A 26,767-nucleotide genomic window follows, 5' to 3' on the forward strand; every position below is an offset into this window, starting at 1 on the left:
GATGATGCCATTCAACATACCAATAAAGCAATTCAAAAATTAATAAAAAGTCAAGTACAACAATGGGTGGCAGGTTTACCTAACTATATCAAGGGTTACATGTCTATTTCAGTGTGCGAAAGTTGAGATAACAATAAACCACTAATTAAAAGGAGTATTCCCCATGAAAGTAAAAATGAACGTACAAACCGCTTACCACGGCGATCTGCTGCGTGCCGGCAAAAAATATGATATCGACGACGAAACAGCCAAGCGCTGGGTCGCCAGTAAACTGGCAGAAGAAGTACAAGAAGACTCAGAGGATAAATAGAGCCTTGTCTTATCGAGACTGGATAAATGGATCGCAGTCTAACTGGCTGGGACTTGCACTTATTCGTCCCTTCGAAGGGCTTTTGTAAGACTCCCACTGAAGGAAGGTTCACTTTATTTTCCTCCTAATACAAACAGCCCGTCTGCATAAAAACAGACGGGCTTATCTATTGATAGATATCAATCAGAAGTATCTACTTATTCGCAAAGAATTCTTCTGCTTCTTCTAAATATTTCTCTTGATCCGGAGTCAAGTCATACTCCTCTTCAATTGCAGATACCGGACAAACTGCTTTGCACGCGCCGCAATCGATGCAAATATCCGGATCAATATAAAACTGCTTGATACCTTCTTCTATACAATCAACAGGACAAACACTGACGCATTCTCCTGATTTCTCCCCTTGGCATGGGTCAAGAATAACAAAAGCCATGAAGTGAAAACCCCCTTTATATAATGAACATGGTTCACCTTAAATGATAAGTCTTTTAAAGCATGAAGTAAACCGTTTCATCATTATTTCTTGTGTATATTTTGTGATTTTTCCGCTTATCAACAATCTGTGCAGGCGAAAAGACCCGGTCTGTCCACAAGGTCTTTTCGTCTGCATAAGTTCCATTTTTGCTTTATTTATCTTTTAATTTTGCAAGCTGATCGGCAAGTGCATTATTTTTAAAGTCATCCTGGTTCTTCATATACTTATTCACATCTTTTTTAGATACTTTCTGATTCTTTTCTTTGTCTTTTCTTGCCTGGAAAGTAGAAAGTTTTTCCCGATGGCCGCAGGAACACATAAATGTTTGCCCTTCTCCCTCGCCGCGGAGTTCCATACGCTTATGACAGTTAGGACAGCGGGCGTTGGTATATTTGGCAATATTCTTCTTCCCGCCGCAACTGCGGTCTTGACATACTAATTTTCTGCCGTGTTTATTTTTCACTTCCAGCATCAGCTTGCCGCATTTCGGACATTTTGTTCCGGTCATATTATCATGCTTGAATTTTTCTTCACTTGCTTTGATTTCTTGGACTGCCTGTTTGGTATAGGCTTTGATTTCCTTCAAAAAGACATCTTTTTTCAGCTTGCCTTCTGCAATTTGCGCTAATTTTTGTTCCCATTCTGCCGTTAATATAGGGGAGCGCAGTTTTTCCGGTGCTAATTCCAACAGTTGTCTGCCTGTAGAGGTCAGGTAAATATATTTCCCTTTCAGCTCCATATATTGATTATTAAACAACTTCTCGATTATATCTGCACGGGTGGCAACTGTACCAATATCGCCTGTCTGCTTCATCGTTTTCACCAATTCTTGTTGTTTGGTTTCCATGTATTTCGTCGGATTTTCCATGGCCTGCAGCAGGCTTCCTTCTGTGAAACGTTCCGGTGGCGTGGTTTTTCCTTCCTTAATAGCAAAATGAAGCGTTATTTCCTCTCCTTTTGTTACTTGAGGAACATTCGAACGGATTTCTTCTTCATCATCTGTCTGATGCTGGTAAATTTCTTTCCAGCCTAAAGCAACTACTCTGTTTCCTTTTGCTTCAAAAGTTTCTCCGGCGGATTCGATCGTAATACTTGTCTGCTCATATTCATACGGCTTGGACAATGCACCTAAGAAACGCTGTACAATCAGCTGATAGATTTTCCGCTCCTGGTTGGACAATGCGCTATAATCAACAGGTTCTTCTGTCGGAATAATCGCATGGTGATCGGAGACTTTACTATTATCCACAATCGCTTTACCAACCCGTAAATCTTCCTTCAATATTTTATTTGCAGCTTTGGCATATTCGTCCACGCCACAAGCTTTTACGCGCTCTTTTAAGGTGGATACCATATCCGTGGACAGGTGCTTTGAATCCGTTCTTGGATATGTCACAAGCTTGTGCTGTTCATATAATTTCTGCAATACAGATAATGTCTGCTTTCCGGAAAATTGAAATATCCGGTTAGCGTCGCGCTGTAAATCGGTTAAATCATACAATGTCGGTGCATGTTTTTTCTTATGCTTTTTATCCACATGTTGAACAGTTGCCTTACCCTGCGATACCTTAGCTTTTAATTGATCAGCTGCTTCTTTGGAGAAGATACGAGTCTGGTTATTTTTATCCTTCCAGGTAACCATAAATCCGTCTTTTGTTTTTCCCTGCAGCTGATAATAGGTTTTAGGCTGAAATTGATTGATTTCCTGTTCCCGCATCGCAATCATTTCAAGTGTCGGCGTCTGCACACGTCCGCTGGATAATGAAGCATTATGCTTGGTTGTCAGAGCTCTTGTCGCGTTTAATCCGACATACCAATCTGCTTCTGATCGTGCTACGGCAGATTGATACAGGTTCCAATACTGGTTTCCCGGTTTTAAGTTTCGAAAGCCATCTTTAATGGCCTTATCCGTCACAGAGCTGATCCACAAACGCTTAATCGGCTTCTTGACACGCGCTTTTTCAATAATCCACCTGGCCACAAGTTCCCCTTCTCTTCCAGCATCCGTGGCAATTACAATGTCGCCTACATCTTGACGGGACATTTGCTGCTTCACAGTTTGAAATTGCTTTCCGGTTTTCTTCATGACAACTAATTTCAAATGATCGGGAAGCATCGGTAAATCTTCCATATTCCATGTTTTATATTTTTCATCATACGTTTCCGGATCTGCCAAGGTCACCAAATGTCCTAATGCCCAGGTGACAATATACTGTTTCCCTTCTTGAAAGCCATTCCCTTTTTTCTGGCATCCGAGTACTCTTGCTATATCCCTGCCTACAGACGGCTTTTCTGCTAATACCACTGTCTTACTCATATCTATCCCTCATTTAATTCATTTCTAATTTTCATCTGTTACTACTTTAACATATTTTCTCCCATTACGTTCAGGCAAGGCACACATCGAGCTTGAAAACATAGAATATCGTACATAAAGTGAAACTTCATTCAGTGGGGGTTTCTTTCATCCCCCACTGAAGGTTAGTTGAACGAATCGGGCCGTTACTGGCTGTTGGATTTCCCACTTAGAAATAAAATTTTCATTCATTTCTTGAAGTGGGAATCTTATAGCCAGTTACACTGCGATAAAACGAAACTTCATTCAGCAGGAGTTTTACGGCCAATTCTCCGTGGCAAACATGGCGTCGAATGAAAATGTTCTTTGGACTTATTAGAAAGAGGATGTTACGTATGATATATACAGGTATGCTTTTACTCGTTATCGCGGTAAGTCTGGATGGTTTTAGTGTTGGTATCACTTATGGCATGCGGCAAATCAGGGTACCTTTCCTTTCTTTATTTATTATTATGTTCTGTTCCGGGCTGATTGTATTTCTGTCGATGGAAGTCGGTGATTTTCTGCGTTCTTTCATTACACCTCATGGAGCCAGTATGCTCGGCGGCGGTATCCTTATCTTTTTAGGTATCTTCTCCCTCATTTCCATGTTCCGTTCCAGAGAAACAGAAACGGCAGAAAGCGGGGAACAGCCTTCTTCAAGCGTGAAATTGGAACATGTAAAAACAGTGCTCAGCCGTCCAAAAGAAGCGGATTTAGATAAATCGGGAACCATTTCCATTAATGAATCGATTCTGCTGGGGTTTGCTTTAGCGCTCGATGCCTTTGGCGCAGGAATAGGTGCTGCCATGCTCGGATATTCTCCACTAATCACCGCGCTATTAACAGCTGGCATGAGTGGATTGTTCTTATTTAGCGGGATGATGTTCGGAAATTATTTATGGAGAATTCCTGCTTTACAGCGTTTATCCTTTTTACCATCCATTTTTCTGATTACGTTAGGGTGCTGGAATATATTCAGCGGTTAATTAAACACAAAATGTTGCATAAAGGAAAATATATTCACCTTAAGCACTTTTAAAACCCCCACTTCCTATTCCACGGGAAAGCGGGGGTTTCATTTACGTAATAATATTCAATAAAACAGTAACCGTCACAATACTTACAACCGTTGAGATAAATGTAATCGTCGATACAAGTTCCGGTTCCGTATCGAATTCAATTGCATACATCGTTGTTGTAGCAGCTGTCGGCATCGCGGAAATTATAATTAATACCCAGCCGATCAGCGGATCCATTGGAATCAGCCAGACATAAATAGAAGCCAGGATGGGAGCTGCAATCATTTTTAACGTAACAGATGAAAGCACAACCTGCCAATCTATCTTTAAGGCTGTCAACGATCCTAACTGCATCCCGAGCATAATCATCATCACCGGAATAGCCGCATCCCCGACCATTTCAACAGTGGAATGAATATAGTCCGGGATAGTAATAGACTGTATCGAAAAGAAAAAGGCTAATATCGCTGCATAGGTTGTCGGCATTTTTAGTACATTCGAAAACGCTCTCCGCATGCCGCTGGTACTTCTGGATGCATAATAAATACCAAAGAAATTATTCTGCAAAGCCTGCACCACCATGATAAAAATAGCATAAGGAGCTGCAGCACTGCCGATACTGTACAAAACTACCGGCAAACCATAATTCCCAGAATTCATAAAACCTGTGGAAAGAATGGCAGCACTTTCCTTATTTCCATCCCAGCGAAAGATTTTTGCAAGCATTTTATTTATAAAAACCATCGCATAAAACAAGGCAAACATATAAACGAGAATAACTAAAAATCCAGCATCAAATTCTGCATCATACAACGTAACAAAGACAAGTGCCGGCGAAAGAATGTATAGACTGACGGCAGAAATTGACCGTACATCTAACACACGAATACGCTGCAGGATAAATCCGGCTGCAAACACAGCCATAATCGGTAAAATAACTTCAATAAATAATAACATATGTACATCTCCATGCTCGTTTTCAATAAATTCAAGTAATTCTAGTGTACCATATCCGGTCAACCATGCTTTTCCAATTAACAAAAAGAATTTCAGAATAATAATTTGACAAATGAAACGAAACCGTGCATACTATAAAGGTTAATAAGTAACAGCTGTGATTTGGCATTCTGTGAACCTTTTTGAAAATGCTTATTCACACTGGCGCAGCTAAGGGGCTGCAAGGATGCAACAGAAGGTTAGGGGTTGCATCGCTTAAGTTAGAAAAGATAACTTTAGAATATTTACCGCGGACATATCCGTATGCGTTATACGGATAGACGGCTCAGCATATCTAACTGAGTCAATGAATGAATGAAACAAATAAAACAAATGAGAACAGAAGCTTGTTTCTCATCCTATATGCTGTTTAAAAAAGGTTATTCACCGAAACTTTTTAAACTTCTATAACATTTTATTTTAATATCACGTGTTACTTTAATCATAAAGGGGTACTCTCTTAGTAGAGTATCCCTTTTCCAAATTTCACATATTTTGAAAGGAGCATCTATATGCCGACAGACTTACCCATTGGTTCCATTATTTCCATGACCGTTTTACGGAAAATAGATACTGGATATGTTTTATCTGCTTACGGAGAAGAAGTTTTGCTGCATCATAATGAAACAGAATCCACGTTGGAAGCAGAACAATCTGTAGATGTTTTTCTCTATTTAAATAAAAAAGGACAAGTAAATGCCACTACATATTTACCTTCCATCACAATCGGATTGTATGATTGGGCTGAGGTGGTAGGTGTTGTGCCCCGCTTGGGTGTTTTTGTAAACATCGGCACCTCAAAAGATATTCTTGTCTCCACAGATTCTCTGCCCTTGTTTCAGGAAAGCTGGCCGCGCTCTGGAGACCGTTTATATATCACACTGCAGCTGGATAAAAAAGGACGTCTGTTAGGTGTACCTGCTTCTGAAAATATTATTGCGAATAATGTTTTTGCAGCACCGGATGATTTAAATCAGCACACCGTTATCGGTACGGTTTATTATACTAACAAAGAAGGTGCAGCCATTATTACAAGTGATGGATACCGCGGTTTTCTCCATCGGACTGAAAGGAAAGAAGAGCCGCGCGTCGGACAGGTTATTGAAGGAAGAGTCATCGCTGTCAAAGAAGATGGATCTATAAATGTATCCCTGCGTCCGTTAAAGCAAGACAGTTTATCAGCAGATGCAGATGCTATTTTAAAGCATCTGGAAGCGAATGGCGGCACCATTCCTTTTCATGATAAAAGCGACCCCGAAGAAATCCGGGCAACTTTTCAAATCAGCAAAGCAGCTTTCAAACGTGCTGTAGGTACTTTATTAAAAAAGGGCCGAATTAAACAGGAAAATGAACAAATTATTAAAATCAATTAAGGTGTTATATATAAATAAAAGCAATGTCCAAAAGACATTGCTTTTATTTATGCTGGTATGTTTTTGTAAGCATCCAAAACTGCGGAAATGATGAATCCGACTGCACCTGCAAACATACAAGCGATTCCAATTCCTCCGAATCCAGCGCCTGCAATATCCACTCTTGGTGCGATGGATGCTACAAGAACTAATAAAGTTCCCACAAGCGACAAGAATACATTTGGATAATAACCAGCATGGGATTCTTTTGAAGTCATTTTAACAAGAAAAATACTGATAAGTGCTGTAATCGCTGTTAAAATAGTTGCAAAGGTAATGACTGTTTCTACCATTTCTTCACCCCATCATGATTTAATTACACTACTTTCAGTCTACATTTGAAAAATCAGAAAGTCAATATACAGATGCCATTTCGATATGCGAAACTTTCTTTTACCTTCAGCAAAGCAGCTCTTTTTTTACTAAAGTTAGAATACCATTTTCGGTCAGAAAGGTATAATTAAAATAGCAGCTTACGCACCTAAGAATAAGCATATAAACCGTGCTGTTCCAGGATGAACATGATTTCTATCATCATGCTATTTTTTGAACAGGATAGGCTGTATAGCTACCGCTCTGGCCAACCACTCTGCTTTCCATGGGCTTGCGCTCTAATAGGATGCTACAGCATTTGGAAGAAATAACATCCTGATGAAGTTAGATGAAATAATGGCTTTTCAGCCTCAATAAACAATCATTCTGGTGTTTCAGTTACATGACAGTTTGGGGCTCATATCAAGAATAGCTTTCATACACAGAAAGGAATGCTTGCTGAACATTTTTACCATGCACCACGAAAAATGTGTTCTGTCTAATCTACCCTTTTGTTCAGCAATTCCATGTGTAGAATATCCCACTAGCGGAGGTGGACCGTTTTGACTCCTGAGGGATCTTCAGAGGGTGCCCCTAGGAAAGCAAAACGGTCCGCCGCAGCGGTCATCTTACACTTTACCCTTCTCCCTATGAAAAAGAAGTTACTTTTTAAAGTGCGTAAGTTGAATAATTAAAATAGCAGCTTACATATTTTGATTTTTAAACACAAGGAGGAAAATGTATGCAAACATTTGCGGATTACACTTATGAAAGACCAGATATTCCAAAGGTTAAAGAAAACTTTTATCAAAAGCTGGAGCGATTTCAACATGCTGCTTCCATTGAACAGGCTATTGCTGCTATGGAGGACATTAACAAAATCCGAAATCACCTCTCTACCATGGAAAACCTTGTATTTATTCGTGCTTCCATTGATACACGTGATACTTTTTATCAAAATGAAAGAGATTTTTTTGATGAACATTCGCCGGAAATTCAAGAATTAACAACCGATTTTTATCAAGAGCTCCTGACGTCCCCTTTTGAGGCTCAGCTCCGGGAGAAATACGGTTCGCAATTATTTGATTTAGCGGCATGCGAAATCAAAGCTTTCTCGAAAGAAATCATCCCATTGCTGCAGAAAGAAAATAAACTGACATCTGCTTACTCTAAATTAATAGCTTCTGCAGATATTGCCTTTCGGGGAGAAACGTATACTTTGGCACAACTGGAACCTTTTGCAGAAGACCCGGAACGGCAAACTCGAAAAGAAGCACTGGAAGCACGCCAATGCTTTTTCGCAGACAATAAAGAAACACTGGATACAATCTATGAGGATTTAGTAAAAACACGGCAGCAAATAGCGGAAAAACTCGGGTTTGAAAACTTTGTTGAAGTTGGTTATTTACGGATGCAGCGTGTGGATTATAATGCCGAAATGGTTCAGCGATTCCGGAAACAAGTCGAAGAAGTGATCGTGCCTATAGCAACAAAGCTTTATGAAAAACAGGCGAAACGAATCGGTGTAAACACGTTAAAATTTTATGATGAAGCTTTTGTTTTCGCTTCTGGAAATGCCACGCCAAAAGGGACACCCGATTGGATTATTGAAAATGGGAAGAAAATGTATAATGAACTATCCGCTGAGACCAGTGAATTCTTCCAATTTATGTTGGACCATGAGCTGCTTGATTTAGAAGCAAAGAAAGGAAAAGAAAGCGGCGGATATTGCACCTATATCGAGGATTACCAATCCCCGTTTATTTTCTCTAATTTCAACGGGACATCTGGAGATATTGATGTATTAACACATGAAGCAGGACATGCTTTTCAAACTTATTCCAGCCGCCATTTTTCGGTGCCGGAGTATTACTTCCCGACAAGCGAATCAGCTGAAATTCATTCCATGAGCATGGAGTTCTTCACCTATCCGTGGATGGAAAATTTCTTTAAAGAAGATGTTGAAAAATATACGTATGCCCATCTATCAGACGCGATTCAATTTCTGCCATACGGTGTTGCAGTAGATGAGTTTCAGCATCTTGTTTATGAAAATCCGGACTGGACTCCAGAAGAGCGCAACCAAGCTTGGCGCCGTTTAGAAAAGAAATACCTGCCACACCGCGATTATGATGGCATAGAAAACCTGGAATCAGGCGCTTTTTGGCAGAAGCAAGGGCATATTTATGAAGATCCTTTTTATTATATCGATTATACGCTTGCACAAATGTGTGCCTTTCAATTTTTAAAGAAATCGCAGGAAAACCGGGAACAAGCATGGCAGGATTACATGGACCTTTGTCAACTCGGTGGTTCGAAGCCGTTTTTAGAACTTGTGCAATCAGCAGGATTAGCGTCTCCTTTTGAAGAAGGAACGGTGGAAGCAGCAGTTTCCTTTATTGAAGACTGGCTTCATAAAGTGGATGACCAGGCACTTTAGAAATCATTAGCGACGGGAAGCTGAAAAATAACGCTTCCCTCGTTTTGGATGGTTGTTTACTGCCTGCTGGGTTTTGAACGGATATTATGGTAAAATAATAGTAGTTTTAAAAGAGAAAAGGAGACTATAATGACTTATCGCGCACTATTTTTAGATATTGACGGAACGATCTTGCAGCCTGACCACACTTACACTCCTTCCACGCTGGAAGCGATCCGGCAAGTGAAAGAAGCAGGATTAGAAGTTTTTCTATGCACAGGCAGACCATTTGTGGACATTCAAAAATTAACCGCTGATTTCGAAATTGCTTCGTCTATCACTTATAACGGTGCCTATGCACTTTACCAGGATGATGTTATTTTTAACGCGCCGATGAAGAAAGAAGATGTGGAGAAAATGGTAGCTATTGCCGGTCAAAGTGAAAGCGAGCTTGTTCTCTACACAACGGAGAATAACTATTTCACTTCCTTATCCAATCCACATGTGGAAGATTTCAATGAAGTATTTCAGCTGTATCAAAATAAATTATTCACACCTGATGTAGCGGATAAAATTGTTTCTGCTTCCGCTATTAATGTCACTGAAGACCAGGTGAAGGACTTTGAAATTACAGATGATTACCAGCTCACAAAAGTAAATGTCCCACATGCCAGTGAGTCCTACGATGTGCTTCGGACTTCTGTAAACAAAGGTGTCGCCATCAAACAAATGCTGTCTCATCTGAACATCTCTCCGTCAGAAATCATTGCTTTTGGGGACGGGATGAATGATAAAGAAATGCTTCAATTTGCCGGTACAGGGATTGCCATGGGAAATGCTGATGCAAGATTAATGGAATATGCTGATTTTCAAACAACGTCTGTAACAGACTCAGGAATTTTTAACGGATTGAAAAAATTGGGCTTAGTGAATTAATATCGATCTGAACAACATGGGAAACCTCCGTAGATTTCCCATGTTGTTTACATATAAGGAGCTTTGTATGCTTAACGCATCTGTTCATATGCTGTCAGGACTGCTTTCGTAATTGGATGATCCTGCTCTAATCCGCTCACCTCTGCAAAAGCGGCTGCAGCTCCTTTGTTCTGTATCATTGTTTGGAGCTGTACAGCCTCTTCATCTTCATCATTGGCAAATAATAACGCTGCTGCCATTGCTTTTGATAAATATTTCGGCGCAGCGGCGGTGTATGCCAAATACATACCAGACGGCCGTATAAAGCGGTCTTCCGGGCCCAGTTTACGGAGCGGGCCTCTGGCAACACGCTTTACTTCATCGGTAATATACGGGTTTTGAAAACGGCTGATAATGGTTTGAATATAGGTATGATGAGCTTGCGAATCAAAACCATAGGCTTCCATTAACCCCTGCCCTGTCTCCTCTAATGCGCCGTTTAACATATGGAGAATCGACTTGTCTTGTAAAGCTTGATCAATCGTTTTGTAGTTATAATAATTCCCTAAATATGCTGTTGCTGCATGCCCGGTATTGACGGTAAACAGTTTTCTTTCTATATATGGACCGAGGTCATCAACATAGGTGATTCCCTGGATAGCAGGCAAGATATCTTGAATAAAAGCTTTTTCCACAACCCATTCATAATATGGTTCTACCCAGACATCCAAGATATTTTTATTCATTTGATTCGGAACAATCCGGTCTACTGCAGCATCCGGAAAACGACATAATGCCTCAAATTCTTCTGTCTCTATCTCATCGATTTCCTGATAGACATACTTCTTTAATAACGTACTCCCGCCGATCATATTTTCACAAGCAATTATCGGCACTGTTTTTGGGTTCCGATCTTTTCTTTTGGCGAGTCCTTCCGCAATAGCTTTCGCAATTACAGGCAAAATGTTCGGACCAACTGCTGTCGTGATAATATCTGCTTCTATCACCGCATTTGTCACAGCTTCCGGATTTTCTGCACTGTTGATTCCCGTGATATGCTCCACGGTAACAGGGGCACTGTTATCGTCAGCAAAATGAACCTGATAAGCTTTTTCTTGAGTCATCGCGTGGATTATTTCCGCATTGACATCAACAAAAGTGATTTCATATCCCGACTGGTATAACAAAAGTCCGATAAATCCTCTGCCGATATTTCCTGCACCAAAGTGAACAACTTTCATTACCCATTCACCTCTTGAAGCATAGACATTATTTCCTCCTTCGATGATGCTTGCGTCAATTTCTCCACATTCTCTGCTTCGGAACAAATAATAGCAATCTGCGAGAGGATTTCTAAGTGTTCATCGCCTTTTCCCGCAATACCTATCAAGAGATTCACGGTATTTCCATCGCCAAAATCAACGCCATTCGGAACAGTGACAACAGCTAGCCCTGTCTCAAGAACATCTTTTTTCCCCTCTTCTGTCCCATGTGGAATAGCTAAGGCATTTCCCATAAACGTCGTTGCAACTTCCTCGCGTTCCAGCATTTTATCAATATAGGATTCTTGAATGTAGCCATTGTTTAATAAAATACTGCCGACATGTCGAACCGCTTCTTCTTTGGATGCGAATTGTACCCCCAGTTCCATATTCTCTGTACTTAAAATGTCTTTTGCCATTGTGATGCACTCCTTTTATAACATTTACGTCTTATGAACGTTTTTCCTCGTGATAGAATTTTTCCTGAATAAATTGATGAAACTGCTGTGTTAAAAACTGTCTGATTTCCCTTTCATCTGCTTCTTGCAGCAATTGCAGACAGTGTTCATCCTGAACCAATAAACCACTGAGATAACTCAAGATATCCAGCGCTTCTTCGTTGATGGTTTCTGGAGCAAGCATGATTAAAATGCGTGACACCTCTGTCTCCGTTTCATCCATTGCCTGTAAATTCTCTTTATTAGGTAATTGAAACATATAGAAACCCGGGCCATGGACTATATCGGATCTGGTATGAAATAACGCAAGCTGGGTTCCCGGAATCCCCAAACCTCCCTGCGATTCTCTTTTCTTCAATTTTTCAAATAATACGTTTGCATTCTCTATGATGCCGTCTCGCTGTAATTGATGACAAATTGACTTTAAAAAGTCTGCGTTAACTTTTCGCAAATAAAATAAGTTAAATCGGTTTAAGACCTGTAAGATAACATCAGAATAACGATACATTTCCTGAAGATTTACTAAAAAATCGCCTTTCATCATCTTATTTGCTCTCACAGATGATTTTTGGGACTGCGTTAAAGCAGCTTTTCTTATGGCAGTTTTTACTTTTGCCGCTTCTTCTTCTGTCAGCATCGGGGATATATGCACATAACGCTGATTCAAATTCTCTAAGAGAACCGTCGAAACAATCACATCGTATTTGGAGATGGCTTCTTCATTTAAATCAAAAATTGATTGATGCTTTACCAGCTCGATTTCCGGAAATTTACGCTCCAATTTGCTGGCCAGCATTTTCGATGTTCCGATCCCGGTGGAACAGATAACAAGAACCCGGATATCTTTATGCACCTCTGTCTGCAAAAGTACAGCAGCAAAATGCAGTACAATATACGCAATTTCTTCCTCTGGAATCTCTATATCCGGAAAAACAGCTGCGATGCTTTCCTTCACAATCTCAAACAATTCCGAGTAATCTTGTTTAATTTCTGTAAGCATCGGATTATGAATGTTCATCTGCTGTTTGATGCGGTAAATCGCCGGTTTTAAATGTGTCGTTAAATCGTTCAAAAACCGGTTATTCGCCGTTAAATCCATGTTTAGCTGTTCTCCAGCTTTACGAATCAGTTCTTTTGCCTGCTGTGCTAAATCTATACTTGTTTCTTCCAATAAATAGGATTGATTTTCTCGCAGTTTCGCCCCCATTAAATGCATCGTAATATAGCCGATTTCATCCTCTGGTATCGTCATCGAAAAGGCCGTTTCCAACTTTTTAATCAATGCAGCTGCAATCTGATACTCCGGTTCTGCTTGAATTTCCTGCTTATATGCTTCATGAAAATGAATCGTATCTCCTTTTTGCAACCTTTCAATGGCAAGCGACAAATGCACAACAAGCCCAATATAAGCACTGTCTGCCAAATGATAAGGAAGCTCCTTTCCAATTTCCTGTACCTGCTCCTCTATTTTTTCTAATTTCTGTGGATCAACCAGTCCCAATAATCGATCGGAAATGGTTTCTCCTCTTTCGTTATCTTCTTTATTTTTCGTTTTTATCTTTTCCACAAATGCAAACAAGTCAATGTGACGGGAAATTAAATTACTTAGTACAGCACGCTTTTTTACTTCATCACCTTTTATTTCCACCCCATATCCCTTCTTACGGATAAGTTCCAAATCAAATGATTTAATCCAATTCTCCATATCATCTAGATCTTGGGAAATAGCTGCAATGGTTACATTCAATTCACTCGCAAGCGTAAATAATTTAATTGGTTCACGTACCTGTATTAACGTATTTAATAAAATAGATTCCCTTTCTTCTTTGGATAATTCCACACCATCTAATTGCGCTACTTTCTCTTTTAAATGTTGCTTGTTCTCCGGATTACCTTGAATGACTACACCGGAGCCCGACTTTTTAGAAAGTGTCAGTTGATAAGCTGCCAACACATCCTCTAACCTGGTTAATTCCCGGTGAATCGTTCTCGTACTTACATTCAATTTATCTGCTACTTGCTTTACTGTTTTCTCTTCCTCTGCAGGAAGTAAAAAAGCTAAGATATTTCGTTCACGGCTGGTAAGATACATTCCCTTCCACCTCCCTTCCGCAAGCAGCCTTTCTAAAAAAGAAACTGCTCTCTTCTTGTAATCAGTCCTTCAACCGTTCCACCAGTTCATCATAACGCGGACTGTTTAAGAAATTGTCCACCGAAATATGCTCTGCATCTGGACGTTTGGCTTTCGCCCGGTCCGTCAGTGATTTTTGCGTAATAATAATATCCGCATCATCCGGAATTTCATTAATGGCTTTATTGGTAACATCAATAGCAATATCGCTCTTTTTAAATTTATTCTTTAATAAGGACGCTCCCATGGCACTGGATCCCATTCCAGCATCACATGCAAATATGATTTTATTGACTTCATCTGCATCTTTTACAGGTGTTTCGATTTCCGCTTCTTCCTCTTCTGTATCTGTTGCATTGCTGTCACTGTCTTTCTTGCCTTTCATTGCTTCCATTTTTTCAGTGGAAGCCGCCAAATCTTCTTCGCTATCCTTCGACATTTTCAGAATAAAGGATGCAATCGTAAACGTAACTGCGGTTGCTATAATAACACTTAAAGTTACTCCCACGTAGCTGTTTCCTGGTGTCATCGCTAACACAGCGAAAATACTTCCTGGCGAAGCTGCCGCTATCAGCCCGGCATCAAATAATTGAAGCGTGAAAATTCCAGACATGCCGCCGAAAATAGCTGCAATAATTAATGTTGGTTTCATGAGTACATAAGGGAAGTAAATTTCATGAATACCACCTAAAAATTGAATAATGGCTGCTCCTGGTGCAGAGGCTTTTGAAACACCTTTTCCAAAGATTGCAAAGGCGAGCAGAATGCCCAAACCTGGTCCTGGATTCGCCTCGAGCAAGAAAAGAATTGATTTCCCTGTTTCTGTTGCCTGATCTGCACCAAGCGGTGTCAGAATACCATGGTTAATAGCATTATTTATAAAGAGCGTTTTAGCAGGTTCAAGAATGATACTGGCGAGCGGTAATAACCCTGCACTAATAATTGCTGTTATCCCTGTTGCTAACACTTTTGTTAAGCTGGAAACAACTGGTCCAATTGCTGCTATAGCAATCATCGCTAAAATAGCTGCAAGAATTCCTGCCGAGAAGTTATTATAAAGCATCTCAAATCCCTGACGGATTTTTGCTTGGAATACGTCATCAATTTTCTTTATCAAATAACCAGCTAAAGGTCCCATAATCATTGCCCCGAGGAACATTGGTTCATCTGCCCCAACAATCACACCCATTGTTGCAGTAGCACCAACCACTCCTCCACGGATATCATAAACAATTCGACCGCCTGAAAAACCGATGAGCAACGGTAATAAATAATGAATCATTGGTTCATTCAATTGTGCCATCGTTTCATTTGGAATCCATCCGTCTGGAATAAATAAAGCTGTAATCAGCCCCCAAGCAATAAAAGCGCCAATATTTGGCATAATCATGCCGCTGAGATTACTGCCGAACTTTTGAATCTTTGAACGAAAACCGCTATTTTGTGCTGCCATATTATTAAACCCCTTTCATTATTTTGTTATTTTCTATTTTTATTTTATGCCGTGCTATATAGGGAAAACAACCTTATCAAAATGCGACTTTGTCAAAGGAATGTTGCCAAAATATAATTAGCCTGGCAGAACCTCCTTGCATGTCCAAACAAAAAAGACATCCGCCAGACAAAGAATTTCTTCCTCTGACAGCATGTCTTTTTCGATGTAGCTATTTATTTTATTTGAGTTTTTAAAGGAAAAATCCGCCATATAGCATGGCTCCGGCAATGATAAAGGCCGGGTGCACCTGCTTGATCTCAATCAGGTAAAAACTAATCACGACAATGATTCCGGTTTGTAGCAGACCGATACTGACATATGCTTCGGTCCAGAAATTCCAGGCAATAACACCTAGTAACACGGCAATCACAGGCTGGACAAATACAGTTAATCGATGAACACGTTCGGACTTTTTATATTTTAATAAAATACTGCCCAGTAAAATCATCAAAATTAAAGAAGGAGCCACAGTAGCAAAAATCCCAACAAAGGAACCTGCGATACCGCCTAATTCATAGCCGATATACCCTGCCATTTTCGTAGCAATAGGTCCAGGCAAGGAATTGGCAAATGCCAGCACTTCTCCAAATTCCTGCACCGACATCCAACCATAATTACCAACGACCTCATTTTCTACTAAAGTAATGGAAGCAGGGCCGCCGCCATAACCGATAATTCCAGGAATAAAGAAAGCTACAAAGATATCCCATAAAATCATGTATTATCCCCCTCTTTCTCCTTCTTTTTCACGGGAAGAGCGAGGGCAACAATGAGGAGAATCCCAATAACAATACCCGGATGCACATGCAAATAATTTAAAACAATATAAATAACGACAAGCATGCTAATAGCAAGTCCCCAGCCTAGTCCTTTCCCTGCTTTATATAAAAATTGCCAGGTAAGAACCGCCATCATCATTCCGACAACTGCCAAGACTGCTGCAGTCATCCCTTTTACCCAATCAAATTCACGAACCTCTGATAAGGTTCTTAGTAACACAATGACCAATATAACGGTTGGAATAACAGAAGCTATCAATGCATTCAGCATACCAATCCAGCCGGATACACGATAACCGATATAACCGGCGAGTTTTGTAGCGATCGGCCCAGGTAATGTATTACTGATGGATAATATATCAGTAAATTCATCTTCACCCATCCATTTATATTTCTCAACTGCTTCCTTCCGCATTAAAGGAATAGAGGCTGGTCCACCGCCAAACCCCAGCATCCCCACTCGGAAAAAAGCAATAAAAATATCCCATTGCTTTTTCATGACAATAACAATCCTTCTCTATATCATTTTCAATTTATTTCACCATACAGTTGTATGGTCACTTCTGTTAAGCAAGCACTGCAATAACAGCGCTGTTTCTACCGTCAAAGGCTATGTAATAGCGGAAAACACTCCTCCGCTTTATCGTACATGGATTCCCTTCCTTTTGCATACAAGCTCAATGCAAGATGTATGGAACCTATTGACCGACCCTTCCAGAAGTGATGCAATTACTTACAGTCTACCATATTATTTATCAATTGTAAGTGGACCAGCTGGATTGACAAATTAACAAACAGGGATTATCGATGATATAACAAAGTATGAAGTCCGATTATTTTCAGACTTCATACTTTGCTGTTACCTATTCATTCACGGCGATATCATATTTCCTCAACCAATAATCAATCTGACAAAGATGGGCGATTAATTGCGGTCCGCGCATCAGCTGACCATACCAAGGATCTTTGAACTCTTTTCCGCCGCTCTTTACAATTTGTTCCACTTTGTCTTTCTTCAAAAATTCAAAGATTCTCGCATCCGAATCGGTTAAAATTTTCCGCATCCATTGGGATACTTGTTCTGTATATTCAGGCTGAAACGTTCTTGGGTAAGGACTCTTTTTCCGGTACAGCACTTCTTGCGGTAAAATGCCTTCCATCGCTTTTCGTAAAATGCCTTTCTCCTTGCCATTTGCCATTTTCATTTCCCAGGGAATATTCCAGACATACTCGACAAGATGATGATCTGCATATGGCACACGCACTTCCAGCCCTGCTCCCATACTCATTCGATCTTTTCTGTCTAACAGCTGGGACATAAACCATTGCATATTTAAATAAAACAATTCCCTGCGTCTTGCATCCACCTTATTTTCCCCATCTAACCGCGGTGTCTCCGCTATTGTTTCTTGATATCTATTTTGCACATAATCTGTAATTTGCAGTTTCTGCTGCCAATCATCATGCAGCAAACTCGTTCTGCCATCTAATGAGCGTATCCATGGAAAATTATCTCCTACCGCTGTCGGGTCATGGAACCAAGGATAACCGCCAAATATCTCATCTGCACATTCCCCGGATAATGCCACTGTTGTATATTTCTTCATTTGGCGGCAGCACCATAATAGCGAAGAATCAATATCCGCCTGCCCGGGCTGATCTCTGACTTCTACAGCTTCTTTCAGCAAGGAAGCAAGCTCTACCCCAGTAATAACTTCTTCATGATGATCGGTCGAAAAAGCATCTACCATCTTTTCAATCCATTCCTGATCACTGGAAGGTTGAAACTTACTGGCCTGAAAGTGTTGCTTATTTCCTTGGTAATCCAACGAAAAAGTAGATAAAGCACCTAACCCGTTTTCTTTATAGTAATTTGCTGCTATCGCTGTAATCGCACTCGAATCTAAACCGCCAGATAGAAAAGTAGCTACCGGAACATCCGCCACAAGCTGTCTCTCAACGGAATCAGTGAATAGCTCCCGTACTTTTTCAGCTGTCTCCTCTAACGAATCCTGATGTTCTTTACTTTCTAAATTCCAGTAACGCCAAACCTTTAACCCCATTCTTGATACGGTCATCGCATGCCCGGCTCTTAATTCGTTTACGTCTTTAAACAGTCCATGCCCTGGTGTTCTGGACGGTCCTAAACCGAAAACTCCTGAAAGTCCTGTTCGATCAACTTTTGTTGTTACTTGCGGATGAGCCAGGAGTGCTTTAATTTCCGAACCAAACACGAATGTTTTTCCTTTTTCACTATAAAAAAGCGGCTTTACCCCTAAGCGGTCCCGTGCAATAAACAGTTTTTCTGATGCATCATCCCAAATAGCGAACGCAAAAATGCCATTCAAATGATCCACACAGTCTTCTTTCCACTCCATATAACTCGTTAGCAGTACCTCTGTATCAGAAGAGGTGGTAAACGTATATCCCCGCTGCATTAAACTGTTTCGCAGTTCTTCTGTATTATAAAGTTCTCCATTATAACAAATCACGTATTTCTTATGTTCTGCTTCTTTTGACATTGGCTGTTTACCGCCTTTTAAATCAATGACAGAAAGCCTTTTATGCCCAAATCCCACATGACCTTCCAGCCAATAACCCGTTGCATCCGGGCCGCGTAAAGATAATGTATTTGTCATCTTTTCTAATATCTCTTGATCGTCACTCGCCCGTTTATCCCAGCTAATGAATCCGGTAATTCCACACAAATCTCATCATCCTCTCTGGCGAAGTCTCCAGCTCCTCATTAGCCTATGTCATACCGGGCCAGTTCGTGCACAAAAAAAGACCATCCCGAAAGATGATCTTTTATCTGTATCTATTTATTTTTTACTGTAACGCCTTCTGAATTACCGATAATAACCGTATCCGCCATATTAATAAACAATCCCGTTTCCACTACACCGGCAATAGCTTGTAGTTTTCGGTCTAAATCAGCTGGATCCTCTATTTTTTCAAACGGGCAGTCTGCAATAAAATTACCATTATCCGTCACAAGCGGTTCCCCGTCCTTCATACGAAGTTCCGGTTCACATCCCAGCTTTTTTATTTCATGAACTGTTCGTTCCCATGCAAAAGGCAGAATTTCTACCGGCAAAGCATAGGCTCCTAAATAATTAACCATTTTTGATTCATCCACAATAATAAGTAGTTTTTCAGCAGCCTGGGCAATGATTTTTTCTCTGAACAGAGCTGCACCGCCACCCTTGATTAGTTGAAAATCCGGATCCACCTCATCTGCTCCGTCAATAGTTATATCTAATTCCTTTGTTTCCGCGAAATTTGTTAGTGGAACGCCGAACTCTTTTGCCCATGCTCCTGTTTGAATGGAAGAGGGAATGCCTTCGATTTGAATGCCTTCCTCTTTGATTCTTTCCCCTAAAGCATGAACGAGCCAATATACCGTTGACCCTGAACCTAAACCTACCTTCATTCCATCTTGAACGAATGACGCTGCTTTTTCACCGACTGCTTTTTTCAATTGCTCTTGTGTATTCATGATATTTTCCTCCTGCATGAAGTATTTCATTCTATTTCTAAAACGTAGCAATAATACGTAATTCAATTTATCTCGTGCGCATTATGTATCCGTATCCATTATAGCGCAAACCGGAGTTTTTAGAAATGTTTAATATGGGCCGGGAAGGAATTTATTAATAACACAACTTTCACACTTTAAAAGTAACTTCCTTTCCATAGGGACAGGTGATGATTGCTCCTTCTATACAGCTGTTGACATAGATGAGCAGGTAAGATGTAAGGCGACCGCTGCGGCGGACCGTTTTGCTTTCCTAGGGGCACGCTCTTCAGCTAACTTTTGCCAAGAAGAGCACTTGGCAAAAGTGGATCTTCAGATGGTGCTGATCCCTCAGGAGTCAAAACGGTCCGCCTCCGCTAGTAGGATTTTCTATACGATTGAAATAGCTGAACAAATAAATGATTTCAGACTGAAAAGTCATTATTTCATCTAACTTCATCAGGATGCTATTTCTTTCAAACGCTGTAGAATCCTATTAGAGCGCAGGCCAACCACGTAGAACGAGTGGTTTACAGGCTAAAACCGTGACTCCTGGGGCTGCGCTTACTCGCCCCATCAAAACCGTTGTACGTCGGAAAGCGGAGTGGTTGGCCGGAGCGGTTGCTATACACCATATCCTGTTCAAAAATAAAAGGATGACTTAACTCAAAACAAGCATGATACTAGAGATCATGTTCATCCTGGAACAGCAAGGTTTATATGCTTATTCTCAGGTGCGAAAGTTGGGTTAATAAATAAATAAGTTATGATATAATTAAGCCTACAGGAAACACTTATCAAGAAGGGAGTGAATTGGCAATGAGCTTAGCAGAGATTTTTCGAAATGAAGGTAAAGAAGAAGGAATAGAAAAAGGTAAAGAAGCGCTAGCTAACACTGCCGTTGCATTAATTACAAAATTTGTAGCTCCAATATCTGAAGATTTGGAAGATAAACTGCGCCAACAAGAAATAAGCACATTAGAATCGCTTATCAAGCAGGTAGATGAATTTCAAAACTTAGAAGAAATAAAACAATACTTGAAATAGCAGAAAAGACCCGCAATGCGAGTCTTTTCCTTTTGTTTTTTTATTCCGCCACGGCTGGTTCTTCCTGTGTGACCCCAACTTCATAACGTTCTAATTCCTGATCTTCTTGACGAATATCCCAGTTTACGACACGTTCGTTCACCGGAGCTAATTCTGCACGGTAAACTGTCGGGAATGCTGGCACTTGATCGACCATATATTCTTGCCATTCGCTGTATACTTCTTGTCGATATTCTAAATCAATTGCCTCTGAAGAAACACCTTCTTCTTGCAAACGTGTATTTTCTTCATCTTCCCAGCGAGTGAAGTTAAATATCACATTGGGTCCCCATAAATTTGTCGGGTTAACATCTGTTCCAACTGACCAAGCAGCTGAATAAATATCAATGTCCGGATCATCATTACCTTGCTCTCCAATCCGGTCATAGAAATCATTCACTTCTAATAAACGTCCATCGATTTTTTCTACCTTAATTCCAATTTGTTCCCATGATTGGATATAATAATTTGCTAACGGTTCTGCCGTATCTCCGCCTTCTTGAGACGCATAATTAAGCACGAGCTCTTCGCCGTCCGGATTTTCCCGGAAACCATCCCCATTTACGTCTTCATAACCGGCTTCATCTAAAATTTGATTTGCCGTATCTGGATCATACGTTGGCGTTTCAATAGAATCATCATGATAAACTTCATAGAATGAAGGGATCAATGTGGTTGCATTCCAGCGCAATCCATTATAAAAACGCTCTCCTACAGCATCATTATCCACTGCATACCACATGGCCCGGCGCAATTCGACATCACCGACTTTTGAATTTTCTAAATCCATATCTACTTTTCCATTCTCTTCATCCCATGACCCCAATTTAAATCCGACATACGAATATGATCTGTCTACTCTTCCTAAGAATTCCACATTTGTTAGGGATTCTTCCACATCCGGATATTGGTCTGTAGGGAAAGAATTTACTAGATCTACTTCGCCTGTTTCAAGAGCCTGCGTTACTGTTTCTGGAGCAATTACTTTTACTGTTACGGAATCCAGATTAGGTTCCCCTTGCCAGTAATCTTCATTTTTGGAATAGGTTACAGATTCACCAGGAGTAATAGACTCTACTTTGAAAGGTCCCATACCGATTGGATTAACGCGCACTGCATCCGATGAAGACATATCTGCTACTGGAATATCTTCAAAGATATGCTTTGGTAATGCGTATGACCATATACCGCCAGATAATAAGGAAGGTGTTGCTTGTTTAAAGGTCATTTTCAATGTCTTCTCGTCCATAATTTCCAATCCTTCAATACTGTCTGCTTCCCCGTCATGATATTCTTCTACGCCAACAATATCTGTCACATTTCCATAACGCGGTCCATCATAATCCGGATCAGCGATTACTTCAATAGCAAACGCCCAATCTTCTGCAGTTACCGGCTCTCCATCATGCCAATTTACTTCATCCCGGATAGTAAAGGTAAATTCATCACCTTCCTCATTCACTTCCCAGGTAGCTGCACCCTCTTGGTTCATATTGAATGTTTCATCTACATCTAAAAGCGATTCATCAAACCAATCAAGTATTTCTGAATCAACTGCGTCTGAATAAAAGTTAAAATTTAATGTTCCAGAAAAAACAGTTGGTGACACAAGACCAAAGTTCAGATTTCCGCCATCCATCGGTTCGCCTTCTTTGATTGGGCTGAAATCTGCTACATCATATACCTTTCCATCTGCTTCTTCCGATTCAGAACCGGCGTCTCCCCCTTCCGCCTCTTCACTTCCACTGTCATCAGCGCCTTCAGAGCCGCCACCGCTGCATGCTGCCAACACAAGAAACAGCATCAGCATCATAACAAATAAAATCTTACTAAGATTTGCTTTCCCCATCCTTGTAACCTCCCCTTATAATATGTTTTTTGAACCGGCAAGGATTACCGGTTAATATATACTCAACATCTAATGCTGCATGAGCAGCTGATGAAAGTAATAGAATAAGTACTACCCGCGACGCTGCCTGGCATCAGCAGCTCGTCTTAATGCCTCCCCGACATTCCTGACTGCAAGCATCAATAATAAAATCAATACTGCTGCCGGCGCCCAAATCCACCAGCGGAATTCCAATGTTTGCGGATTTCTTGCATAGGATAACAGGGTACCTAAGCTGGGTGTTTCTTCCGGAAACCCAAATCCAAGAAAGGATAATCCGGATTCTAACCCAATATTTGCTGCTAAATTTAATGTCATGGTCACAATAATCAGCGATGTGATATTGGGTAACACTTGTTTGAAAATAATATTAAAATGAGATGTTCCTAATGTTTTAGAAGCTTGCGCATAATCCAGTTCCTTTTCCTGCAATGCTTTGGAACGAATCAATCTGGCTATTCCCATCCAGGAAAAAGCTGCCATAATCAGCGAAAAGCTGACAATATTATAATCTGGCGTCATCGATACAAAAACAATAATAATCATTAAAAACGGCAATACCATAAAGAAATCAATAATCCGCATCAGCACGTTATCTATATGGCCTCCGAAATAACCTGAAATAACACCATAGGCTATTCCAAAAATTCCGCTGATTAACGTTACTAAAATGCCAATTGCCAGAGAATTACGTGTGCCTATAATCAACTGGCCAAATACATCTCGCCCCCCATAATCCGTTCCTAAAATAAACTGGTCGGACGGCGGTGCGTTAATAGCAAATAAATCGACACTTACAATCTCATCCTGATTCAGAAATAAAGAGATTCCAAAAACAAAACTGGTAATTAATATAAAAAATATAAGGGAAACAAGTGCCAGCTTATCCCGAAACAATTCTCTTAAAAGAATCGTAAGCGATGAAGGACTTTTTTGTTCCGCGATTTTGACTGTATCAGCTTCCATACAATAGTCACCTCCATGTCTATGTTTCTATTTAATCCGAATTCTCGGATCAACGATACTCAAGATAATATCGGATAAAAGCGCACCTAAGATGCTGGCAATTCCAAATAATAAAACGAGCGATGTGACTACGCTGAAGTCACGTTGTGTAATGGATTCCAAAAAGAGCAGCCCCATACCCGGATAAGAAAAAACACTTTCTACAAAAACGGTTCCGGAAATTAAACTGGTAATCTCCCAGCCAAAGAAAGCTGCTACCGGCAACAAGGAATTACGGAAAATATGTCTATTATATACACGGTTTTCAGAAGCACCTTTTGCTCTCGCTGTAACAATAAAATCTTTTTGCTTCGTATCCACAATTTCACTTCTTAGATACTGGATTGTCGATACAACGGATATTAACGCAATGGATAAGCCCGGAAGCAAGGCATGGTATACTTTGCTTATATAATATTCCATCGTTCCTGGCGCTAGCCCCGGAGATACACTTCCGCTTGTCGGAAACCATCCCAGCATAAATCCAAATACCCAAAGCATAACCAGTGCAAAAATAAATATAGGGGTTGCAAAACCAAGATAGCTATAACTTGTAATAGCTGAATCTAAAGGCGAATCATTATAGCGTCCGCTCACAATCCCCAGCGGAATCGCAATAATGTATGTAAATGTTAATGAAACAGCTGACAGTAATATCGTATTCATAACCCGCTCAGAAATCAGTTCTGTCACATCCATTTTAAACCGGAATGACTGGCCAAGATCTCCTTGCACCAGACCGCCTACCCAATCCATATATTGCACATACCAAGGGTTGTTCAGCCCTAAACGTTCACGTTGAATTTCTAAGGCTTCCGGACTGATATTCGGATCAATTAAACCGGTCAAAGCATCTCCCGGCATAAATTGCGCCATCATAAATACAAGGATGCTTAAAAACACAATCTGCGGGAAGGTAATCAGTAGTCTTCGTACAATAAATTTCCACATAAACACATCAACCTTTCTCTGGCAAAGCAACTTTATGCGTATCTGAAACAGACTGAAGATTGAATGCTAAACCATGATTGTCAAAGTAATCATTATAAGAATTGCGGTATTCATCGGCCACTTCTCGACGAAATTTAAATTGCTCTTCACGATGTTCGGGGTTGATATCCGGAATGGCAGCAATTAAACGTTTTGTATATATATGTTGCGGATTTTCAAAGATATCTTTGGTGCTTCCCTGCTCCACATACCTGCCTTTGTACATAATCGAAATATTGTCACACATATGCTTTACAATTCCTAAATCATGGCTGATAAATAAATAAGTCAGATTAAATTCATTTTGAATATCCTTTAAAAAATTCAATACTTGAGCCTGAACAGATACATCCAAAGCAGATACAGGTTCATCCGCAATAATCAGCTTCGGTTTTAGAGCAATCGCTCTGGCCACACCAATACGTTGCCTTTGTCCGCCGGAAAACTCATGCGGATATTTAAAAATACTGTCTGCACTCACATTAACAATATCTAAAAGTTCCTGTACTCGTTTTCTTTCTTCTTTTTTTGATAATTTTTCAAAATTTCGAAGCGGTTCTGCAACAATATCCAGCACCCTTTTTCTCGGATTTAATGAAGAATAAGGATCTTGAAAAATCATTTGCACATCTTTTCGAAATTGTTTATTTTTGGTTTTTCCTGCTGTAATATCTTTTCCTTCAAAAGAAATCTGCCCTGCAGTGACATCTTCTAAGCCGATAATCGCCCGTCCTGTAGTTGATTTTCCGGAACCGGATTCACCTACTAATCCATAGGTTTTCCCCTGTTCCATTTCAAAGGAAACGCCGTCAACGGCTTTGATATGATCGACTGTCCGATTTAAAATGCCGCCTTTAATCGGAAAGTATACTTTTAAATCATTCACCTCAAGAAACGCCATTTCGATGTTCCTCCTTATCCTGCTCCGGAATATAAAAATGTTTATAGCATGTACACCTTACAAAATGTCCTGGTTTTGCTTCATGTAAAACCGGGTGCTTTTCATGAACAGAACTGTCTATCCAAGGAATACGTGCAGCGAAACGGCAGCCTTCTCTTGGTAAATTTTTCAGGGAAGGAACAACTCCTTGAATAACATGCAGTTTGTCCTGGCCCTCGGCCGGTACAGAATTCAATAAAGATCTTGTATAGGGGTGCAGCGGATTGGAAAATAATTTCTCTACAGGAGCAATTTCTACAATCTGACCTGCATACATCACTGCTACACGATCAGCCATTTCTGCAACAACACCTAAATCATGCGTAATTAAGATAATACCTGCATGTATTTTTTCTTTTAGTTCACGGATTAAGTCCAAAATTTGAGCCTGAATGGTTACATCCAAAGCAGTGGTCGGCTCATCTGCAATTAATAATTCCGGATTATTAGCGATTGCGATGGCAATAATAATCCGCTGTCTCATTCCTCCTGATAATTCGTGGGGAAACTGCTCATAGACCCGTTCCGGCCTTGGAATCCCAACTAAATCCAGAAGCTCAATGGTACGTTTCCTCCTGCCCCGCTGTCCTAATTTCTTATCATGCAAAAATAAAGTTTCTTCAATTTGTCTGCCGATGGGCATAAGCGGATTTAACGCAGTAAGCGGATCCTGGAAAATCATTGCCATGTCATCGCCCCGTATTTTATTCAGCTTTGTTTTGGACATATCAATAATATCTTGATTGTTTAATCGTATTTCACCTTCGATTTTCGCCCGGTTGTGTAAACGCATAACAGAAAATGCTAAAGCACTTTTACCAGAACCAGACTCTCCGACAATGCCCAATACTTCATTTTTATTCAACGTCAGTGTGACATCATCCACCGCTGCGTAATATTCATCCCCTATGCGAAAAGATGTCTTCAAGTTTTTAATCTGTAAAAGTTCATTACTCAAATTGCATCCCCCTTATACACGTTTTTTCTGACATATAGCTGTTTATTTTCGTCGCAATATTC

Annotated in this window: 23 protein-coding genes; 6 read left to right on the forward strand and 17 right to left on the reverse strand. The window is 40.3% G+C overall.

From position 1 onward, the window contains the following. Positions 1–163: 163 nt before the first annotated feature. The gene (locus tag ACFQ19_RS07590) at positions 164–310 is read left to right on the forward strand and encodes a hypothetical protein (protein WP_379591477.1); all 147 of its coding nucleotides are present in this window, start codon (positions 164–166) and stop codon (positions 308–310) included. 193 nt (positions 311–503) lie between these two features. Here ACFQ19_RS07590 and ACFQ19_RS07595 read toward each other — a convergent pair whose 3' ends face one another. Both ACFQ19_RS07595 and ACFQ19_RS07600 read right to left on the reverse strand, forming a co-directional pair. After that, positions 504–743, reverse strand: coding sequence for a DUF362 domain-containing protein (locus ACFQ19_RS07595; RefSeq protein WP_080873181.1), 240 nt, complete (start codon positions 741–743; stop codon positions 504–506). Between the two features lie 193 nt (positions 744–936). Further along, on the reverse strand, positions 937–3,102 hold the full coding sequence (locus tag ACFQ19_RS07600) for a DNA topoisomerase III (RefSeq protein ID WP_379591478.1): 2,166 nt from the start codon (positions 3,100–3,102) through the stop codon (positions 937–939). Between the two features lie 374 nt (positions 3,103–3,476). On the opposite strand from ACFQ19_RS07600, the gene ytaF reads away from it, so the two are divergent. Then, positions 3,477–4,109: a sporulation membrane protein YtaF gene (gene ytaF / locus ACFQ19_RS07605; RefSeq protein ID WP_379591479.1), complete on the forward strand. Its 633-nt coding sequence runs from the start codon at positions 3,477–3,479 to the stop codon at positions 4,107–4,109. A gap of 93 nt (positions 4,110–4,202) precedes the next feature. Here ytaF and ACFQ19_RS07610 read toward each other — a convergent pair whose 3' ends face one another. Beyond that, the gene (locus tag ACFQ19_RS07610; protein ID WP_379591480.1) at positions 4,203–5,099 is read right to left on the reverse strand and encodes an AEC family transporter; all 897 of its coding nucleotides are present in this window, start codon (positions 5,097–5,099) and stop codon (positions 4,203–4,205) included. 551 nt (positions 5,100–5,650) lie between these two features. Between ACFQ19_RS07610 and ACFQ19_RS07615 the strand changes: the two genes are divergently transcribed. Next, on the forward strand, positions 5,651–6,511 hold the full coding sequence (locus ACFQ19_RS07615) for a CvfB family protein (RefSeq protein ID WP_379591481.1): 861 nt from the start codon (positions 5,651–5,653) through the stop codon (positions 6,509–6,511). Between the two features lie 47 nt (positions 6,512–6,558). Here ACFQ19_RS07615 and ACFQ19_RS07620 read toward each other — a convergent pair whose 3' ends face one another. Next, positions 6,559–6,843: a hypothetical protein gene (locus ACFQ19_RS07620; RefSeq protein ID WP_379591482.1), complete on the reverse strand. Its 285-nt coding sequence runs from the start codon at positions 6,841–6,843 to the stop codon at positions 6,559–6,561. 761 nt (positions 6,844–7,604) lie between these two features. Here ACFQ19_RS07620 and ACFQ19_RS07625 point away from each other — a divergent pair. Both ACFQ19_RS07625 and ACFQ19_RS07630 read left to right on the forward strand, forming a co-directional pair. Beyond that, the gene (locus ACFQ19_RS07625) at positions 7,605–9,302 is read left to right on the forward strand and encodes a M3 family oligoendopeptidase (protein WP_379591483.1); all 1,698 of its coding nucleotides are present in this window, start codon (positions 7,605–7,607) and stop codon (positions 9,300–9,302) included. A 129-nt stretch (positions 9,303–9,431) separates the two neighbouring features. Beyond that, positions 9,432–10,217, forward strand: coding sequence for an HAD family hydrolase (locus ACFQ19_RS07630; RefSeq protein WP_379591484.1), 786 nt, complete (start codon positions 9,432–9,434; stop codon positions 10,215–10,217). 71 nt (positions 10,218–10,288) lie between these two features. On the opposite strand, the gene ACFQ19_RS07635 is transcribed toward ACFQ19_RS07630, so the two are convergent. The 8 genes from ACFQ19_RS07635 to rpiA all read right to left on the reverse strand — a co-directional run bounded on the left by ACFQ19_RS07635 (position 10,289) and on the right by rpiA (position 19,820). Then, entirely contained in the window at positions 10,289–11,437 is a 1,149-nt protein-coding gene (locus ACFQ19_RS07635; protein WP_379591485.1) for a mannitol-1-phosphate 5-dehydrogenase, read from the reverse strand. Then, positions 11,437–11,877, reverse strand: a complete 441-nt coding sequence (locus ACFQ19_RS07640) for a PTS sugar transporter subunit IIA (RefSeq protein ID WP_379591486.1) — start codon at positions 11,875–11,877, stop codon at positions 11,437–11,439. Before ACFQ19_RS07640 ends, ACFQ19_RS07635 begins: the two co-directional genes overlap by 1 nt. A gap of 31 nt (positions 11,878–11,908) precedes the next feature. Further along, positions 11,909–14,008 carry a BglG family transcription antiterminator gene (locus ACFQ19_RS07645; protein ID WP_379591487.1) on the reverse strand — a complete coding sequence of 700 codons (2,100 nt, stop codon included), beginning with the start codon at positions 14,006–14,008 and terminating at the stop codon, positions 11,909–11,911. A 61-nt stretch (positions 14,009–14,069) separates the two neighbouring features. Continuing rightward, a complete protein-coding gene (locus ACFQ19_RS07650) occupies positions 14,070–15,500 on the reverse strand; it encodes a PTS mannitol transporter subunit IICB (protein ID WP_379591488.1) in 1,431 nt (476 codons plus the stop codon). 232 nt (positions 15,501–15,732) lie between these two features. Then, positions 15,733–16,260 carry a chromate transporter gene (locus ACFQ19_RS07655; RefSeq protein ID WP_379591489.1) on the reverse strand — a complete coding sequence of 176 codons (528 nt, stop codon included), beginning with the start codon at positions 16,258–16,260 and terminating at the stop codon, positions 15,733–15,735. Then, positions 16,257–16,820, reverse strand: coding sequence for a chromate transporter (locus ACFQ19_RS07660; protein ID WP_379591490.1), 564 nt, complete (start codon positions 16,818–16,820; stop codon positions 16,257–16,259). The genes ACFQ19_RS07655 and ACFQ19_RS07660 overlap by 4 nt, the downstream gene beginning before the upstream one ends. Before the next feature lie 364 nt (positions 16,821–17,184). Next, positions 17,185–19,029 carry an asparagine synthase (glutamine-hydrolyzing) gene (gene asnB / locus ACFQ19_RS07665; RefSeq protein WP_379591491.1) on the reverse strand — a complete coding sequence of 615 codons (1,845 nt, stop codon included), beginning with the start codon at positions 19,027–19,029 and terminating at the stop codon, positions 17,185–17,187. Between the two features lie 110 nt (positions 19,030–19,139). After that, on the reverse strand, positions 19,140–19,820 hold the full coding sequence (gene rpiA, locus ACFQ19_RS07670) for a ribose-5-phosphate isomerase RpiA (RefSeq protein WP_379591492.1): 681 nt from the start codon (positions 19,818–19,820) through the stop codon (positions 19,140–19,142). Between the two features lie 837 nt (positions 19,821–20,657). On the opposite strand from rpiA, the gene ACFQ19_RS07675 reads away from it, so the two are divergent. After that, complete coding sequence (locus ACFQ19_RS07675) at positions 20,658–20,885, forward strand: hypothetical protein (protein ID WP_379591493.1); 228 nt, start codon at positions 20,658–20,660, stop codon at positions 20,883–20,885. 40 nt (positions 20,886–20,925) lie between these two features. Here the strand turns inward: ACFQ19_RS07675 and opp4A are convergent, their stop codons facing one another. The 5 genes from opp4A to ACFQ19_RS07700 all read right to left on the reverse strand — a co-directional run bounded on the left by opp4A (position 20,926) and on the right by ACFQ19_RS07700 (position 26,705). Beyond that, positions 20,926–22,773: an oligopeptide ABC transporter substrate-binding protein gene (opp4A, locus tag ACFQ19_RS07680; RefSeq protein ID WP_379591494.1), complete on the reverse strand. Its 1,848-nt coding sequence runs from the start codon at positions 22,771–22,773 to the stop codon at positions 20,926–20,928. 111 nt (positions 22,774–22,884) lie between these two features. Continuing rightward, the gene (locus ACFQ19_RS07685) at positions 22,885–23,778 is read right to left on the reverse strand and encodes an ABC transporter permease (RefSeq protein WP_379591495.1); all 894 of its coding nucleotides are present in this window, start codon (positions 23,776–23,778) and stop codon (positions 22,885–22,887) included. A 27-nt stretch (positions 23,779–23,805) separates the two neighbouring features. After that, entirely contained in the window at positions 23,806–24,768 is a 963-nt protein-coding gene (gene opp4B / locus ACFQ19_RS07690) for an oligopeptide ABC transporter permease (protein ID WP_379591496.1), read from the reverse strand. A gap of 7 nt (positions 24,769–24,775) precedes the next feature. Continuing rightward, complete coding sequence (locus tag ACFQ19_RS07695; RefSeq protein ID WP_379591497.1) at positions 24,776–25,708, reverse strand: ABC transporter ATP-binding protein; 933 nt, start codon at positions 25,706–25,708, stop codon at positions 24,776–24,778. Beyond that, a complete protein-coding gene (locus ACFQ19_RS07700; RefSeq protein ID WP_379591498.1) occupies positions 25,695–26,705 on the reverse strand; it encodes an ABC transporter ATP-binding protein in 1,011 nt (336 codons plus the stop codon). Before ACFQ19_RS07700 ends, ACFQ19_RS07695 begins: the two co-directional genes overlap by 14 nt. Positions 26,706–26,767 lie beyond the last annotated feature (62 nt).

It is taken from the genome of Oceanobacillus locisalsi (assembly GCF_042675985.1).
Taxonomy (GTDB): domain Bacteria; phylum Bacillota; class Bacilli; order Bacillales; family Amphibacillaceae; genus Oceanobacillus; species Oceanobacillus locisalsi.

Excerpts from the sequence above, each read along its gene's own strand:
- ACFQ19_RS07630 (WP_379591484.1), top strand. The coding sequence starts at position 9,432 with ATGACTTATCGCGCACTATTTTTAGATATTGACGGAACGATCTTGCAG.
- ACFQ19_RS07620 (WP_379591482.1), bottom strand. The coding sequence starts at position 6,843 with ATGGTAGAAACAGTCATTACCTTTGCAACTATTTTAACAGCGATTACA.
- ACFQ19_RS07615 (WP_379591481.1), top strand. The coding sequence starts at position 5,651 with ATGCCGACAGACTTACCCATTGGTTCCATTATTTCCATGACCGTTTTA.
- ytaF (WP_379591479.1), top strand. The coding sequence starts at position 3,477 with ATGATATATACAGGTATGCTTTTACTCGTTATCGCGGTAAGTCTGGAT.
- ACFQ19_RS07660 (WP_379591490.1), bottom strand. The coding sequence starts at position 16,820 with ATGAAAAAGCAATGGGATATTTTTATTGCTTTTTTCCGAGTGGGGATG.
- ACFQ19_RS07610 (WP_379591480.1), bottom strand. The coding sequence starts at position 5,099 with ATGTTATTATTTATTGAAGTTATTTTACCGATTATGGCTGTGTTTGCA.
- ACFQ19_RS07685 (WP_379591495.1), bottom strand. The coding sequence starts at position 23,778 with ATGGAAGCTGATACAGTCAAAATCGCGGAACAAAAAAGTCCTTCATCG.
- ACFQ19_RS07640 (WP_379591486.1), bottom strand. The coding sequence starts at position 11,877 with ATGGCAAAAGACATTTTAAGTACAGAGAATATGGAACTGGGGGTACAA.
- opp4B (WP_379591496.1), bottom strand. The coding sequence starts at position 24,768 with ATGTGGAAATTTATTGTACGAAGACTACTGATTACCTTCCCGCAGATT.
- ACFQ19_RS07590 (WP_379591477.1), top strand. The coding sequence starts at position 164 with ATGAAAGTAAAAATGAACGTACAAACCGCTTACCACGGCGATCTGCTG.
- rpiA (WP_379591492.1), bottom strand. The coding sequence starts at position 19,820 with ATGAATACACAAGAGCAATTGAAAAAAGCAGTCGGTGAAAAAGCAGCG.
- ACFQ19_RS07635 (WP_379591485.1), bottom strand. The coding sequence starts at position 11,437 with ATGAAAGTTGTTCACTTTGGTGCAGGAAATATCGGCAGAGGATTTATC.
- ACFQ19_RS07695 (WP_379591497.1), bottom strand. The coding sequence starts at position 25,708 with ATGGCGTTTCTTGAGGTGAATGATTTAAAAGTATACTTTCCGATTAAA.
- ACFQ19_RS07625 (WP_379591483.1), top strand. The coding sequence starts at position 7,605 with ATGCAAACATTTGCGGATTACACTTATGAAAGACCAGATATTCCAAAG.
- opp4A (WP_379591494.1), bottom strand. The coding sequence starts at position 22,773 with ATGGGGAAAGCAAATCTTAGTAAGATTTTATTTGTTATGATGCTGATG.
- ACFQ19_RS07645 (WP_379591487.1), bottom strand. The coding sequence starts at position 14,008 with ATGTATCTTACCAGCCGTGAACGAAATATCTTAGCTTTTTTACTTCCT.
- ACFQ19_RS07655 (WP_379591489.1), bottom strand. The coding sequence starts at position 16,260 with ATGATTTTATGGGATATCTTTGTAGCTTTCTTTATTCCTGGAATTATC.
- ACFQ19_RS07600 (WP_379591478.1), bottom strand. The coding sequence starts at position 3,102 with ATGAGTAAGACAGTGGTATTAGCAGAAAAGCCGTCTGTAGGCAGGGAT.
- ACFQ19_RS07650 (WP_379591488.1), bottom strand. The coding sequence starts at position 15,500 with ATGGCAGCACAAAATAGCGGTTTTCGTTCAAAGATTCAAAAGTTCGGC.
- ACFQ19_RS07595 (WP_080873181.1), bottom strand. The coding sequence starts at position 743 with ATGGCTTTTGTTATTCTTGACCCATGCCAAGGGGAGAAATCAGGAGAA.
- ACFQ19_RS07675 (WP_379591493.1), top strand. The coding sequence starts at position 20,658 with ATGAGCTTAGCAGAGATTTTTCGAAATGAAGGTAAAGAAGAAGGAATA.